The following is a 14216-nucleotide window of genomic DNA, read 5'->3' as shown; positions in this document are numbered from 1 at the left end:
GGACGCCGCGCCGATGCCGACCAGGCGTTCTCACCGGTCGGGACTGATCAGCGCGGCTCGCTAAGCAGAAGGCGTACGGCACGCATGGCGTCAGGGTACCGCACAGGCCCGGCCCCCTTCCGGGCACCGCCGGTCCGTGGACAGGACGCGATGCGAAACGTGCGGCAGAACGTCCGGGAAGCGGCGGTTACTCCGCGTAACGCCCTCTATCGGGGCAACCACTCAAACCCCGTACCGGCCGGTACGGCCCGACTTAGCATGCGGCAACGGGACCGCTTTGCCGAGCCATTCGGAGTCGCCCCCATGAACCCTCATCGCAGGATCCGCTCATCGGCCGCCCCTCTGCGGGGGCCGGGCCGACCGGTACAGGGCGGGCTGACCGTCGCCGTGCTGGTTCTCCTCCCGCTGCTCGCCGTGGCGGGCAGCGACGGTCTGCGCGCCACGTTCGACTTCACCGCCGGTGTTCTCTCGCTGGTCTCGCTCACCGCCGCGGTGGGCTGGGGCCTGCTCGCCACCGACCGGATGTTCCTCTCCTCCCGGCAGCGGCTGATCGGCCAGGCCGTCCACCGCACCGCCGCGGCCGCCTCGCTGGGCTTCCTGCTGCTCCATGTCACGGTGAAGGTCTCGCTGGGGCATGTGGAGCTGCTCGGCGCCCTCATACCCTTCGGGCTCGGCGTCGGCGGTACGGCCGGGCTGATCGGCTTCGGTGCGCTGGCCGGGCTGCTGATGGTGGTGGCCGCCGCGACCGGCGCCCTGCGCAGCGCCTTCGCCACCCCCAGCAGGGTCGCCGGACGCTGGCGGGCCCTGCACGCGCTGTCCTACCCGGCCTGGTGCGCGGCCCTGGTGCACGGCCTGTACGCGGGCCGGCCGCCCGCGGTCTGGGTCGTCGTCATGTACGGCCTGTCCCTGGCCGCGGTGGCGGCCGCACTGGGTCTGCGGATGCTGCCGCCGCCGGTGAAGCGGCGGATCGCCGCGACGGTCACCGCACTGATCAGGCCGGAGGCACTGCCCGAACCCGAGCCGGTGATCCGCGAGGCCCCGCTGCCCGGCGCTGACACCGCGGCCCTGCCGGGGGCGTACGGCACGGGCGACGCCGGCCGGGGCGGCCTCGGCCACCAGGTGCGCGGCACCCCGCTGCCCTCCTCCTTCGAACGCCCCCGGACCACCCTCGCGCCGCCGGCGCCGCCGCTCCACGAGGCCCCGCCCCGCAGCGCGGACCGCCTCTCCATGGGCCCGCTCCCGAGCCCTCCCGGCGGCCGTACGGACCCGGGTCCCGGCATCGCCGCCGGCTACCGCGCGGTCTCCCTGGCCACCGGCCCCACCGCCCCGCAGCAGCCGTCCGCGCGCTGGCCGGCGCCGTCCCCCGCCCCGCCCGCGCAGGCACTGCGCCCGCCGCCCGCGCCCGCGGAGCCGGCGCGCGCTCCGTACGAACCCGCGCAGCCGCGGCGTGCGAAGAACGATCCGTTCGCGCCCCGCGATCCCTTCGAGCCCGGTCCGGTCTTCACCCCCGTGCAGCCCGTCGGCTCCCCCTATGTCCCCGTCCAGGAGTCCCCGTACGGCGCCGGGGCGGCAACCTCTCCACTGCCGGCCGTCGACGACACCGCGCCGCTTCCGGGGCCGTTCTATCCGCCCCCGGCCGGAGAACCCTGGACCGCACCCGCAGGAGACCGACCGTGAACATCCCCCTCCCCGACGTCCCCGAAGTCCGCGTCGTCGGCCTCCCTCAGCTGACCAGCGGCTTCGACCTGGTGGAGCGGCTCGACCTCGGCATGCACCTGAAGGTGCACGGCCCGCTGGAACCGATGACCGGCGAACGCCTGGCGGAACTCGCCGAGTCCATTTCGCTGAACGGCCGCGGCGGTGCCGGGTTCCCCTTCGGCAGGAAGCTGCGGGCCGTCGCCAAGTCGTCGATCAAGCGAGGGGTGCGGCCGGTCGTCGTGATCAACGGCAGCGAGGGCGAGCCCGCCTGCCGCAAGGACACCGTGCTGCTCAACCGCGCACCGCACCTCATCCTGGACGGCGCGCTGCTGGCCGCCGAGGCGCTCGGCGCCCGGACGCTGATCGTGGCGGTCACCCGCAACTCCACGGAGATCTCGGTGCGCTCGGCGCTCGCCGAGCGGGGGCTTTCCGACCGGCGCGGCCAGGCCCTGCGCGCCCGGGTGGTGCGGACACCGGAGCGGATGGTGTCCGGTGAGGCCTCGGCCGTCATCCGGGCGGCCTCCGGTGGCCCCGCCCTGCCGCCGGGCCGCCGCGAGCGGGCCGCCGAGTCGGGGGTCGGCGGCGCCCCCACCCTGCTGTCGAACGCGGAGACGTACGCACAGCTCGCCGTCGCCGCCCGCATCGGCGCCCGCCGCTACGGGAACACCGGCCTGCCCGACGAGCCCGGCACGGTGCTCCTCACGCTCTCCGGCGCGGTCGCGCGTCCGATGGTCATCGAGGTGCCCACCGGAGTGCCGCTGCGGTACGTGCTCCAGCTGGCCGGCGCCCCGCCGCTGCCGCAGGGCGTGCTGACGGGCGGCTACCACGGCAACTGGATCACCGCGAACGCCACGCACGACGCCGTCGTCTCCCGGGAGTCGCTGGCCGCGGCGGGCGGGGCGCTGGGCGCCGGGGCGATCCTGCCGATCGGACCGGAGACCTGCCCGCTGGGCGAGTCCCTGCGGGTGGCGAACTGGCTGGCCGCCGAGACCGCGGGCCAGTGCGGCCCGTGCAAGCTCGGACTGCCGGCCGCCGCGGGCGGCCTCTCCGACGTGCTGAACGGCGGCGGGCCCGCCGCCCTTGAGGCGCTGCGCGAGGTGACCCTCGCGGTCAAGGGACGGGGCGCCTGCAAACACCCGGACGGTTCGGCGCGCTTCCTGGGCTCCACGCTCTCCGCCTTCACGGACGACCTGGCCGCGCACGTCCTGGACGGCGGCTGCGGCCGCCCGACGCTCGGCGTCCTCCCGCTGCCCGCACCCGGCTACCAGGATCTGGAGGAGTCCATTCCGAGCGGCGAGAAGCTCGCCGTGGACTGGACGCTCTGCCGGGGCCACGGACTCTGCGCGGACATCGTCCCGGAGCTGATCAGGCTGGGCCCCGACGGATACCCGGCGCTCGCGGACGCCGCCGTCCCGATGCATCTGCGGGGGCGCGCCCAGCGTGCCGTACGCCGGTGCCCCGCCCTGGCGCTCCGGATCGAGCAGCAGGCCCCCGAACGGCCCGCGCTGCCGCCTGCCGCCGGACGGAAGGCCCTGGGCAGCGGCCGGAGTTGACCGCACGACAAAGAGCAGCGGACCATCCGGTTCGGATGGTCCGCTGCTCGATCTTCACTGTGGAGCTAAGGAGAATTGAACTCCTGACCTCCTGCATGCCATGCAGGCGCTCTACCAACTGAGCTATAGCCCCGCGTCGCGCCGCCCGGTCTCCCGTGGCGACATCGAGAACATTACCGGTCTCCCCGGCCGTCCACCAAATCGTTTCCGATCGGTCCGCCCGCGGCCCCTCCACGGGTCCCGGTCACGGGTCACCGGTCAGGCGGTGGCGAAGGAGTAGAAGCGCTTCAGCGTGCAGTGCTCCTCCAGCAGCCGGCCGTAGATCGGCTCCCCCTCCAGCTCCCGGTAGGTCTCGATGGGGTCTCCCTTTATGACCAGCGCCCGTGCACATTCCTCGCACCAGTACTGAAAATCCACGTTGACCGGGTCCATGTCCCTGACGATCGGCGTACCGCTGCCGCACCAGTCGCACTTCCGCCTGTGTGCACCCATGGATCAGCTCCGGCTGCGGCCGCGGGCCGTACACGAGTGGCGGGTTCCGGCGTCGCCGCCGGGCGTGCGGACCGCCGGGGGCGAGCTGCCGGCGCCGTCGCGGGCCCGGCGGACGAAGGGCAGGTCCGGGACCTCGTGGCGGCTCGCAGGCATCGCACACTCCATCCCGTTCGGTCCGTCTCCCCTTCCGGCGGTCCGATTCTGCCATGACCCCGCAAGGGGGTCAGCCCACCGGAGATCCCACCCTCCGCCGACGCCTCACCAGACCCGCGAGCGCACCCATGACGGCGGCCGCCGACAGGGCGAGCGCACACACCCACAACGCCTCACCCGAACCCTGCGCCCCAGGCGTATCAAGGCGGTTGAGGTAGAGCGTGCCGAACGCCGCGACGCCGATCAGCTGGCCGAGCTGGGTGACGGTCACCAGCACACCGCTGGCGTCGGCGGCGTCCTGCGGCCGTACGTTCGCCAGCGCCCCCGTCAGGGTGGGGCTGAAGCCCAGCGCCAGCCCGCAGCCCGTGGCGACGAACGCCGCGTAGAGCCCCGCCCCGCCGTCACCGCCGCTCCGCATGGCCAGGCCGACGCCCGCCGATCCGGCCGCCAGGAGGAGGAAGCCGAACGGGACCAGGACCCCCTGGAGCCGGGCCGGCCAGCGTCGCCAGGTCAGCCCCACCGCTCCGAAGACCAGGGCGGTCGGGACGAACATCAGTCCGGCGTGCAGCGGCGAGTACCCCAGACCGCCCTGGACGTGCAGCGCCATGGTGAACAGGAAGCCCGCGTTCACCGCCATCACCAGCAGGATGCGCAGAGCCGCCCGGGCGATGCCGGGGAGGCGGAGCACGCCGAGCGCGATCAGGGGTGCGCCGCCGCGCGCGGCCAGCCGTGTCTCGTACGCCGCGAACCCGGCGAGGAGCAGCACGGAGGCGAGCAGACAGATCCAGGTCCAGGCCGGCCAGCCCAGCTCCTGCCCGAGCACCAGCGGGACGGTCAGCAGGGTGACGCCCGTGGCGAGCATCAGCAGGCCGGCCACGTCGAGGCCCCGGGCGCGCGCTTCCCGCCGGGCCGCCCCGGTCCGCGGTTCGCGCGGCAGCACCCGGAAGCCGAGCACCAGCAGAACCAGCCCGATCGGCACGTTGACGAGGAACGCCGGCCGCCAGCCCGCCCCGAACAGGTCGGCGCTGACGAGCACCCCGCCGACCACCTGCCCGGCCGCCGCCCCGACGGCCAGCACGGCGCTGTAGGCACCGAGTGCCCGCATCCGCGCCGCACCGGTGAAGTTCTGCTGGATCAGGCTGAGCACCTGCGGGATCATCACCGCCGCGCCCACCCCCTGGACCACCCGGAAGGTGATCAACTGCCCGGTACCCGCCGCCAGTCCGCAGGCGAACGAGGCGGCGGTGAAGACGGCGAGCCCCGCCAGATAGGCGCGCCCGTGCCCGAACACGCCGCCGAGCCGGGCGCCGGTGATCAGCAACACCGCGTACGCGATGGTGTAGCCGGCCACGATGAGCTGCAACTGGGCGCCCGAGGCGCCCAGTTCGGCACGGATCGTCGGGGCGGCGACATTGACGATGAAGAGGTCGAGCAGCGCCATGAACTGGGCGGCCAGCACGAGCGCGAGGAGCCGTCCGGGACGGCTGTCGGTGGTGAGGTCTTTACTGGAGGAGGAACGGGGAGTTGTCTCGGAAGTCGTGGCCATGTCCTCAAGGCTGTTCGCAGCCGCATACGGGTAACGAGAGCCCGTTGATGCTGGTACTGGCAGCACCTGGCAACACCGCGGAGTAGCGCCGACGATGGGGGTGTGACGACGGTGACGACACAGCAGCGGAGATCTCAGGAACGACAGGAACAGCAGGAGCAACAGGAGCAACAGGAGCGGCAGGAGCAGCAGGAAGCGCAGGGGCGGTCCGCGCGGAAGGCACCGCAGGCACCACAAACGCTTCAGGCGCCTCAGGCACCGCAGGCACCGCAGCCGTCTCAGGCACCTCAGGCGCCCCGGACGCCGCAGGCGCGCGGCGGTTCTCAGCACGGCCGGCGGCCGGAGCTCGCCGCGTTTCTGCGCAGTCGGCGGGCACGGGTGACGCCCGCCGATGTGGGCATGGCGCCCGGCTTCCGGCGGCGCACGCCCGGACTCCGCCGCGAGGAGGTCGCCCAGCTCTCCGGGGTGGGCGTCACCTGGTACACGTGGCTGGAGCAGGGCCGCCCGATCAACGCCTCCCCGCAGGTCCTGGACGCGGTGGCCCGGACGCTCCGGCTGGACCCGCCGGAGCGCGAGCACCTCTACCACCTGGCCGAGGTGGCGTACATCCCGGGCAGACAGTCCGACACGGCCGAGGTCGGCGAGGAGGTCCAGGGCATCCTCGACGCGCTCGACCCGCGCCCGGCGGTCGTCTACAACGCGCGCTACGACCTGCTGGCGGCCAACCCCGCCTACCTCGACCTCTTCGGTGTGCCCGCGATGGCGGCGACCGGGGTGCGGAACGTGCTGTGGGCGCTGTTCACGGTGTCCGACGAGGACTGCCCGGTCGTCCACCGCTCCCAGGAGCTGCCCGTCATGGTGGCGACGCTGCGCAGCGGCTACGGCCGGCATGCGGGCGAGCCCGCCTGGGAGAGGTACATCGAGGAACTGTCGGCGGCCAGCCCCTATTTCGCCCGGCTGTGGCGCAGCGGGGACGTCACGCCGCCGGGGCCGCGGGTGAAGACGTTCCGGCACTGGGCGGCGTCATCCGAGATCCGGATGACCTCGGTCTCGCTGTCCGTCAACGGGCTGCCGGAGTGCCGGATCGTGGTGTACACGTCTGCCGACGAGGAGAGCGAGCAGCAGCTGACCGCGTTGCGCACCCGCCGGAGGGGACCCGGTGCCGCCCCGGGAACAAGCAAGGATCCCGCCCCCAGCTCGGGGACGGGATCCTGATTGTGGAGCTAAGGAGAATTGAACTCCTGACCTCCTGCATGCCATGCAGGCGCTCTACCAACTGAGCTATAGCCCCGCTGTCCGCTGTGTTTCCCTGCGTTTCCGCGCTGCGAACAAGAAGAACTTTAGCCTGTGACCAGCCGGAAAGTGAAATCCGGCCGACGCCGCCCGAGGACGCCCCGCGGGCGCCGCACCGGCACCCGGTCAGGCGTCGTCGCCGAGCACCGGTTCGGGCAGGGTGCCGGCGTTGTGCTCCAGCAGCCGCCAGCCGCGGGCGCCCTCGCCCAGCACCGACCAGCAGCAGTTGGTGAGCCCGCCGAGCCCTTCCCAGTGGTGCGCTTCCAGGCCCAGCAGCCGTCCGATGGTGGTCCGGATGGTGCCGCCGTGGCTGACGACGACGAGCGTGCCGTCGTCGGGCAGCTTGTCGGCGTGCGCGAGCACGACCGGGGCGGCCCGGTCGGCGACCTCGGTCTCCAGCTCGCCGCCGCCGCGCCGCACGGGCTCGCCGCGCTTCCACGCCGCGTACTGCTCGCCGTACAGCCCCACGATCTCCTCGTGGGTGAGCCCCTGCCAGGCCCCGGCATAGGTCTCGCGCAGTCCCGGGTCGTGCGCGATGCCGAGTCCGGTGATCGCGGCGAGCTCGGCAGCCGTGGCCGCCGCCCGCCGCAGATCGGATGCGACGATCGCGTCCGGCTTCAGGGAGGCGAGCAGCCGGGCGGCCCGGCGGGCCTGCCCGACGCCTTCCTCGGTGAGGTCGATGTCCGTGGAGCCCTGGAACCGGCGCTCCAGGTTCCACGCCGTCTGGCCGTGTCGCCAGAGGACGATCCTGCGGCCCCTGCCGCTTCCGCTGCCGTTCAGCTCTGCTCACCTTCCGTGCCGCCGGTGAGCTGTGCGTGCTCCTCGGCCTTGCCGCGGGTCTTCACGGCGTCCTCGGGAAGGGCGATCTCGGGGCAGTCCTTCCACAGGCGCTCGAGCGCGTAGAAGACGCGCTCCTCGCTGTGCTGGACGTGGATGACGATGTCGACGTAGTCGAGGAGGATCCAGCGCGCGTCGCGGTCGCCCTCACGGCGGACCGGCTTGGCGCCGAGCTCCTTCTGGAGCTTCTCCTCGATCTCGTCGACGATCGACTTGACCTGGCGGTCGTTGGGCGCCGAGGCCAGCAGGAAGGCGTCCGTGATCGACAGCACGTCGCTGACGTCGTACGCGATGATGTCGTGCGCGAGCCGGTCTGCGGCCGCCTGAGCGGCGGCGTTGATGAGCTCGATGGAGCGGTCCGTGGCGGTCACATGCAGGCTTTCGTCGGCGGTCAGATCAACCTCTAGGGTCTCACGGACCGCCGACAGCCCACGCAGTCATACGGCACGGACCGTCCTGGAGCCGCCGGACGTGGCCGGAAGGCGGCCCCGGAACCCTCCCGGAGCCGCCTCCGAGCCGTGTCCGGCCCGTGCCTGAGCTGCCTGTGCGCCGCCCCCGGACGGGACGGACCGCCCTACTCGGTCTTGTAGTCCTGGCCGATCACGACGGACACGTCCGCGTTCCCGGCCGGCGTGCCCTTCTTCACCGCGCTCGTCGGCAGGCCCAGGGTCTTCGCGACCTCGGTCGCCTTCTGCCGGTCCGCCGTGTCCTTGTAGAGGACCTGGGAGGAGGCCACCACGTCGGACTTCCCGCTGTTGACGAAGGTGTAGCCGCCGTTGACCAGCTGGACCCGGGCGGACTCGGTGCCGCTGTCCTTGCCCGTGCCGTTCTTGACGCCCACCCGAACCGCCGCGTCCGCCGCCGGAGCCTTGACGGTGCCGCCGAGGATGTCCTTGACGACGCTTTCCGTGGCCGCGTCGGTGAGGGTGCCGTCGTCCTGGACCGGCAGCAGCGCCGTCTTGTAGTCGCCGATCTTGGCGTGCTCGGCGAGCTTGGCCAGGGAGGCGCCGAGGTCCTTCTCGGGCAGCGACGGGTCGAGGATCTGGGCCAGCGTCTGGATGGTGACCGTGGCGGCCTTCGGGTCGTCCGAGATCTTCCGCAGCACTCCGCGCATGACCTGTCCGAACCGCATGAGCTGCTTGGCCTCGGCCTCACCGGGACCGCGGTAGGTGGCGTAGGCGACGGCCATCGGGCCGCTCAGCGTCTGCGCGGCACCCTTCTTCACCAGGGGCGCGGCACCCTTCTTGCTGTCGGGGACCGCGGTGTCGGTGTCGACCTCGATGTTGCCGACGAGGTCGACGAGGTTCTCCAGGTACGGGGTGTCGAGCCGCCAGGTGCCGCTGATCTCGGTGCCGAGCAGGGTGTCGATGGACTCACGGGTCCCGGAGGTTCCGTCGTCGTCGACCGACTTGCCGAGCGTGGTGGTGGAACCGTCCTCGTCGGAGACGGCCAGCGAGTTCGGGAGGAGGACCGTGGTGCCCTGCTTGGTGGTGACGTTGTCCACGAGCAGCGCCGTGGACGTGCCGCCGCCCTTGGTGTTGTGGAGGTGCACCACGATGACGTCCCGGCGCTGCGGGCCGGTCGCCGCGGTGTTCTCCTTCTCCGACGCGGAGAAGCCCGGGAGCTTGTCCGCGGACCACAGATAGCCGACGCCGCCGACCACGACGAGGGCGGCCACGACGATCAGCGCGACCATCCGGTTGTGACCGCGGCGGCGCGCCTCCTCACGGCGCTCGCTGCGGCTCTCGGTGAACTTCAGCCAGTCGATGACGTCTTCGGAGTCCTCGTCGGGCTCCTCGATGAAGGAGAACTGCTCGGTCCGGTAGTCGCGGTCACCGCGACGCGGTCCGGGGACGCCCGCCTCCGGCTCGGCGTCGGGCCGGGGACCGGGTTCCTGCGTCGGCGCGGGGGCCGCGGCGGCGGGCGGCGGGGCCTGCTGCGGGATGCTCCACTGCTGCGTGGTGTCGACCGCGGCGGGCTGCTGGCCGGTGTCGTACCCGTAGCCGTCGTAGCCGTATCCCTGCTGCGGCGCCTGGTGCTGCTGATGCTGTGGGGGCTGTTGCTGCTGGGGGGCGTACGGGTCGTACTGCTGCGGCGGCGCGACAGGCTGCTGATGCTGCTGTGGCTGCTGCTGTGCGTACGGGTCGTAGCCGTACCCCTGGCCTCCCTGCGGCGCCTGCTGCTGCGGGGGCTGCTGAGGCTGCTGGGCCTGGTGCGGCGGCTGGGTCTGCTGCGCGTACGGGTCGTACTGCTGCTGCCCGGGCTGCTGGTACACCGGCTGCCCGTACTCGTCGTAGCCGACGATCTGCGGCTGCTGGTAGTACGGGTCGTACGGATTCTGTCGGTCGTTCACCGGTGCCCCTCTCCGTGGCTCATTCGCCGCGGTACAGCTGGCGCTTGTCGATGTAGCGGACGACACCGTCCGGCACCAGGTACCAGACCGGGTCTCCCTGGGCGACCCGCACACGGCAGTCCGTGGAGGAGATCGCCAGTGCGGGGACCTCCACGAGGGAGACGCCGCCCTCCGGCAGCCCGTCGTCCGTGAGCACGTGCCCCGGCCGCGTCACACCGATGAAGTGGGACAACGAGAAGAGTTCGTCGGCATCCCGCCAGGTGAGGATCTGGGAGAGCGCGTCGGCGCCCGTGATGAAGAAGAGGTCCGCGTTGTCGTGGAGCGCGCGCAGGTCCCGCAGGGTGTCGATCGTGTACGTGGGGCCCTTGCGGTCGATGTCGCTCCGGCTGACCGAGAACTGCGGGTTGGACGCCGTCGCGATGACCGTCATCAGATAACGGTCCTCCGCCGGGGAGACCTGCTTGTGGCTCTTCTGCCACGGCTGCCCGGTCGGAACGAAGATCACCTCGTCGAGGTGGAACTGGGCGGCCACTTCACTGGCCGCCACCAGGTGTCCATGATGAATCGGGTCAAACGTCCCGCCCATCACGCCGAGTCGGCGTTTTCCGCGGCCGGTAGGCACTTCCTGCTCTCCCATGCGTGCAGAGCCTACTGGCACAGCTGTACGCCTCGGCCTCAGCGGTCGCGGTTGAAGCGCGTGGTGATCCACAGAAGGAGGAGAAGCGCGACAAACGCACCGCCACCGGTGAGGTAGGGGCTGAGACTTTCGTGGTTGCCGCCGTGCTCGCCCTCGGCGGCGACGGTGACCAGCTGGTGTGCGGTGCTCGTGAGGCTCATCTTCGGCAGGACCTATCGATCGGGAGTCGGAGGGAAGACGTCGCGGACATCGTATGCGGGTGCCCCGGGCACGCTCACGCCGACTCAGTCGTTGTTGTCGTCGTTGCGGTATCCGCGGAGCAGGAACCAGGCCAGCAGAGCGGCTCCGACGAGCGAGACGATCAGCACGATGCGGATCGTGTTGCCCGGCCCCTGGTCCTCGGATGCGGCGGCGATCAGAGCAACGGTGTGCGGCATGTCGGGCGTCTCCTCAGTTATCCACAGCCCCCCGCACACCGTAGCCCCAGCACCTACGCTGGGATTTGTCAGGGGGCGAGCGACGTCTCGTACGAACAGGGGGCCCATCCATGACCGACGGCAGCCACGAGAGCCATGAGCACGTGCCGAGCAGGCAGCGCAGGCGTTTCCCGGGAATCTCGTCCCGGGCGTACGAACACCCGGCGGACCGCTCGGCGCTGGTGGCGCTGCGCAAGCTGAGCGGTTTCGACACGGTCTTCAAGGCCCTGAGCGGACTGCTGCCGGAGCGCAGTCTGCGACTGCTCTTCCTGTCGGACTCCGTCCGGGTGAGTGATGCCCAGTTCGCCCACCTCAACGACATGCTGCGGGACGCCTGTTACATCCTGGACCTGGAGAAGGTCCCGCCGATGTACGTCAACCAGGACCCGCAGCCCAACGCGATGTGCATCGGTCTCGACGAGCCGATCATCGTGGTGACGACGGGCCTGGTGGAGCTGCTCGACGAGGAGGAGATGCGGGCGGTCGTCGGTCACGAGGTGGGGCACGCCCTCTCCGGTCACGCCGTGTACCGCACGATCCTGCTCTTCCTCACCAATCTCGCCCTCAAGGTGGCCTGGATCCCGCTCGGCAATGTCGCGATCATGGCGATCGTCACGGCGCTGCGCGAGTGGTTCCGCAAGTCGGAGCTGTCGGCGGACCGGGCCGGACTGCTGGTCGGCCAGGATCTGCAGGCCTCCATGCGCGGACTGATGAAGATCGCCGGAGGCAACCACCTCCACGAGATGAACGTGGACGCGTTCCTCGCCCAGGCCGACGAGTACGAGAAGGCCGGCGACCTGCGCGATTCCGTCCTCAAGATCCTCAACGTGCTCCCCCGTTCGCACCCGTTCACCACGGTGCGCGCGGCCGAGCTGAAGAAGTGGTCCGAGACCCGCGACTACCAGCGGATCATGGACGGCCACTACCCGCGGCGCGACGAGGACAAGGACACCTCGGTGACGGACGCCTTCAAGGAGTCCGCCTCGCACTACGCCGATTCGGTGCGCAGCAGCAAGGACCCGCTGATGAAGCTGGTCGGCGACATAGCGGGCGGCGCGGGCGATCTGGGCGGCAAGCTCCGCGACAAGTTCACCGGAGCGGGCGGCAGCGGCGGGAAGGGCACCGGGACGGCCCAGGACGGTCCTACGGACGGCTCGCAGCAGTCCCCGGGTCCTGAGGACCCTGAGGGACCGGCTGCGCCCGGGACGGCAGGGAGCTGACCTTCAGCGTTCCGCACAGCGCCGCGGTGGGCCGGCCCGTCGCGTACGGGTCGGTGCCCGCCGGGCCGCGCGAGACGGCCCGGTGGCCCGCGAGCAGTGGACGCAGGGCGCCGGTGGTGTCGGCCGAGCAGGACTGCGGACCGGCCTGGACGTAGCTGGTCCGCACCTCCAGCCGGTGCAGCCGCAGGTCGTCCCGGTCGAACCGGAAGCGCATCTCCCGCCGGACGGTGAACAGCGAGGCTCCGCCCGCCTGCTGGGGACCGGAGACGGCCGGGCGGAGCACATAGGTGAAGGTGTGGTCCGAGAGCACCTCCAGGGCGTCGGGCCCCTCCTCGGAGTACGTCAGGGCGCCCCGGACCCGGATCTCCGGGTCGGGGGTGACCTCGGCCGGGTCGAAGCGCACCAGCCAGCCGGTCGCCGCGTGCAGTCCGTCGTCGTACGGCTCGTTCATGCTCCGCTCGAACTGGTCCATCTGGTCCGGGTCGAGCAGTGACTCCACCGGGCGCAGCGCGTTCCCGCCGAGGACGTCGAGGTCGAGCGAGGAGGCCACCAGGTAGTCCTTGGCGGTGGCCAGGGCGGCGTACACCTGGCTGTCGGAGAAGTTGTCCGTCCGCCGGGTCACCGGGAGGCTGATGCCCGCGGCGCCCTTCGGGTACGGGGCGGCGGGGCTGCTCGCGAAGAGTGCGGCCGTGGTGCCCGCGGGCACGGCTCCGCGCGGCGCCAGCGGGACGACGGTCATCCGCAGCGGCTCGGCCCGCCTGGCGGCAGGGCTCTGATAGGGGTGCCGGAAGCCCATGAAGACGGCGGTGCCGAAGGCCAGGGCGATCAGCACGGCGAGGACGAGGGCGGCCCGTGAGCCGTTGCGGACGGTGCGGCCGGGCAGGCTGCGGACGGCACGGGCGTGCTCCCCCATGCGCTCCTGGGCGGAGAACTCCTGCAGCCGGGCGGCCCGGACGAAGGACTCGTCGAAGACGAGGGACCGGTACTCGTCCTCGCTGCCGCTCGCGCTGTTCTCCGACGGGCCTTCGGGTGGATCTCCGCGATCTGCCATGACTTCTCCCGACTGAGAAGCCCCCTCTACGAGCGGGTGAGGGGTCATATCTTCAGAGTAGGTCGATTACGACCCGTGTAAACGCGGTCACGGGCGGGAACTGGCGCGGAGTTCCCCGGCCGGGCGGATGCGCACCGGGGAAACGGCGGTGCCCGAAGCGGAGAGGGCGGGCGGACACACCGGTACGGCGGGGTCGGCCGTTGGAGGGAGCGCGGCGGGTGCGGCGGTGAGTGCGGCCATGATCGCGAGGCGCCCCGAAGCACTCCGGAACTCCGAAGACGCGGAACCTCCGAAGACCCCGAAGTCCCGCGGAACCCTCGGCGAGCGTCAGGGGGTGCGGGGCACCGCGGAAACCAGCGGGCGGGAGTAGCCCTCCGCGGCGGACGGGGCCGCGGTGGGGCCCGGTGCGCTGTCCACGCCGCTCGTGGCCGGGGGCGGGACCTGGTCCTGCCGGTCGCCCGAGCTGTTGCGGAAGACGGCGCTGAAGGCCAGCGCGACCATGCCGACCCCCATCAGCACGGCGAGCAGCCAGGCCACCGGCCGGTGCCAGCGGGCGGCACCCCGGTAGGGGCGCAGGGAGCCGCCGTGGCGCCCGTAGGGACCGCTGCCGTAGGTGTCGTCGTCATCCGCGTCGAGCGGGTCGCCGTAGCCGCCCGCGCGTCCGTAGCCGTCGTCGTAGGGGTCGTCGTCCAGCGGGCCGCCGGCCCGGGCCCGGAAGGCGTCGGCCTCGGCGCGCGCCTCGGCGGCCGCCAACAACCGCTCGACGGCGGTGGGTTCATGGAACTCGGCGGCCCGTACGAAGTCCTCGTCGAACACCACGGAGGCGAAGTCCTCGTCCGCGCCCCCGCGGTCGTCGTCGGGCTCCCAGCCGTTCGGGAACGGCCTGCCCCCCACGTCGTCCGGCACG

At 72.0% G+C, this 14216-nt stretch carries 15 protein-coding genes and 2 tRNA genes; 4 read left to right on the top strand and 13 right to left on the bottom strand.

Annotated elements, in window-relative coordinates:
• The first annotated feature begins 303 nt into the window (after positions 1-303).
• Positions 304-1677 carry a hypothetical protein gene (locus OG521_26640; protein ID WUW24150.1) on the top strand — a complete coding sequence of 458 codons (1374 nt, stop codon included), beginning with the start codon at positions 304-306 and terminating at the stop codon, positions 1675-1677.
• Positions 1674-3251, top strand: a complete 1578-nt coding sequence (locus tag OG521_26635; protein WUW24149.1) for a ferredoxin — start codon at positions 1674-1676, stop codon at positions 3249-3251. The genes OG521_26640 and OG521_26635 overlap by 4 nt, the downstream gene beginning before the upstream one ends.
• A 60-nt stretch (positions 3252-3311) precedes the next feature.
• On the opposite strand, the gene OG521_26630 is transcribed toward OG521_26635, so the two are convergent.
• The 4 genes from OG521_26630 to OG521_26615 all read right to left on the bottom strand — a co-directional run bounded on the left by OG521_26630 (position 3312) and on the right by OG521_26615 (position 5442).
• A tRNA-Ala gene (locus tag OG521_26630) sits at positions 3312-3384 on the bottom strand.
• A gap of 125 nt (positions 3385-3509) precedes the next feature.
• Positions 3510-3743 (bottom strand): hypothetical protein, encoded by a 234-nt coding sequence (locus tag OG521_26625; protein ID WUW24148.1) that lies wholly within the window; start codon positions 3741-3743, stop codon positions 3510-3512.
• 3 nt (positions 3744-3746) lie between these two features.
• Positions 3747-3896, bottom strand: coding sequence for a hypothetical protein (locus tag OG521_26620; GenBank protein ID WUW24147.1), 150 nt, complete (start codon positions 3894-3896; stop codon positions 3747-3749).
• A 70-nt stretch (positions 3897-3966) separates the two neighbouring features.
• Entirely contained in the window at positions 3967-5442 is a 1476-nt protein-coding gene (locus OG521_26615; protein WUW24146.1) for an MFS transporter, read from the bottom strand.
• A 357-nt stretch (positions 5443-5799) separates the two neighbouring features.
• Between OG521_26615 and OG521_26610 the strand changes: the two genes are divergently transcribed.
• Complete coding sequence (locus OG521_26610; GenBank protein ID WUW26807.1) at positions 5800-6657, top strand: helix-turn-helix transcriptional regulator; 858 nt, start codon at positions 5800-5802, stop codon at positions 6655-6657.
• A gap of 3 nt (positions 6658-6660) precedes the next feature.
• On the opposite strand, the gene OG521_26605 is transcribed toward OG521_26610, so the two are convergent.
• From OG521_26605 to OG521_26575, 7 genes are all read right to left on the bottom strand, one after another.
• A tRNA-Ala gene (locus OG521_26605) sits at positions 6661-6733 on the bottom strand.
• Positions 6734-6861: 128 nt separating this feature from the next.
• Complete coding sequence (locus tag OG521_26600; GenBank protein ID WUW26806.1) at positions 6862-7515, bottom strand: histidine phosphatase family protein; 654 nt, start codon at positions 7513-7515, stop codon at positions 6862-6864.
• A complete protein-coding gene (gene rsfS / locus OG521_26595; GenBank protein WUW24145.1) occupies positions 7512-7943 on the bottom strand; it encodes a ribosome silencing factor in 432 nt (143 codons plus the stop codon). Before rsfS ends, OG521_26600 begins: the two co-directional genes overlap by 4 nt.
• Before the next feature lie 203 nt (positions 7944-8146).
• Entirely contained in the window at positions 8147-9925 is a 1779-nt protein-coding gene (locus OG521_26590; protein WUW24144.1) for an LCP family protein, read from the bottom strand.
• Positions 9926-9944: 19 nt separating this feature from the next.
• Positions 9945-10562: a nicotinate-nucleotide adenylyltransferase gene (nadD, locus tag OG521_26585; protein WUW24143.1), complete on the bottom strand. Its 618-nt coding sequence runs from the start codon at positions 10560-10562 to the stop codon at positions 9945-9947.
• A gap of 38 nt (positions 10563-10600) precedes the next feature.
• Complete coding sequence (locus tag OG521_26580) at positions 10601-10762, bottom strand: hypothetical protein (protein ID WUW24142.1); 162 nt, start codon at positions 10760-10762, stop codon at positions 10601-10603.
• Positions 10763-10846: 84 nt separating this feature from the next.
• On the bottom strand, positions 10847-10999 hold the full coding sequence (locus OG521_26575; GenBank protein WUW24141.1) for a hypothetical protein: 153 nt from the start codon (positions 10997-10999) through the stop codon (positions 10847-10849).
• A gap of 110 nt (positions 11000-11109) precedes the next feature.
• Between OG521_26575 and OG521_26570 the strand changes: the two genes are divergently transcribed.
• Positions 11110-12258: a M48 family metallopeptidase gene (locus OG521_26570; protein WUW24140.1), complete on the top strand. Its 1149-nt coding sequence runs from the start codon at positions 11110-11112 to the stop codon at positions 12256-12258.
• On the opposite strand, the gene OG521_26565 is transcribed toward OG521_26570, so the two are convergent.
• Together OG521_26565 and OG521_26560 are read right to left on the bottom strand one after the other, a co-directional pair.
• Entirely contained in the window at positions 12182-13309 is a 1128-nt protein-coding gene (locus tag OG521_26565) for a hypothetical protein (GenBank protein ID WUW24139.1), read from the bottom strand. The two genes, OG521_26570 and OG521_26565, sit on opposite strands and share 77 nt — an antisense overlap.
• Before the next feature lie 327 nt (positions 13310-13636).
• Positions 13637-14215 carry a hypothetical protein gene (locus OG521_26560; protein WUW24138.1) on the bottom strand — a complete coding sequence of 193 codons (579 nt, stop codon included), beginning with the start codon at positions 14213-14215 and terminating at the stop codon, positions 13637-13639.
• Between the last annotated feature and the right edge of the window lies 1 nt (position 14216).

This window comes from Streptomyces sp. NBC_01463 (assembly GCA_036227345.1).
GTDB lineage: Bacteria > Actinomycetota > Actinomycetes > Streptomycetales > Streptomycetaceae > Streptomyces.
Note: the sequence above shows the minus strand (reverse complement) of the source record. Positions and strands in the feature narration are given on the sequence as shown.

Excerpts from the sequence above, each read along its gene's own strand:
- OG521_26580 (WUW24142.1), bottom strand. The coding sequence starts at position 10,762 with ATGAGCCTCACGAGCACCGCACACCAGCTGGTCACCGTCGCCGCCGAG.
- OG521_26620 (WUW24147.1), bottom strand. The coding sequence starts at position 3,896 with ATGCCTGCGAGCCGCCACGAGGTCCCGGACCTGCCCTTCGTCCGCCGG.
- OG521_26640 (WUW24150.1), top strand. The coding sequence starts at position 304 with ATGAACCCTCATCGCAGGATCCGCTCATCGGCCGCCCCTCTGCGGGGG.
- OG521_26625 (WUW24148.1), bottom strand. The coding sequence starts at position 3,743 with ATGGGTGCACACAGGCGGAAGTGCGACTGGTGCGGCAGCGGTACGCCG.
- OG521_26615 (WUW24146.1), bottom strand. The coding sequence starts at position 5,442 with ATGGCCACGACTTCCGAGACAACTCCCCGTTCCTCCTCCAGTAAAGAC.
- OG521_26570 (WUW24140.1), top strand. The coding sequence starts at position 11,110 with ATGACCGACGGCAGCCACGAGAGCCATGAGCACGTGCCGAGCAGGCAG.
- OG521_26565 (WUW24139.1), bottom strand. The coding sequence starts at position 13,309 with ATGGCAGATCGCGGAGATCCACCCGAAGGCCCGTCGGAGAACAGCGCG.
- nadD (WUW24143.1), bottom strand. The coding sequence starts at position 10,562 with ATGGGAGAGCAGGAAGTGCCTACCGGCCGCGGAAAACGCCGACTCGGC.
- OG521_26575 (WUW24141.1), bottom strand. The coding sequence starts at position 10,999 with ATGCCGCACACCGTTGCTCTGATCGCCGCCGCATCCGAGGACCAGGGG.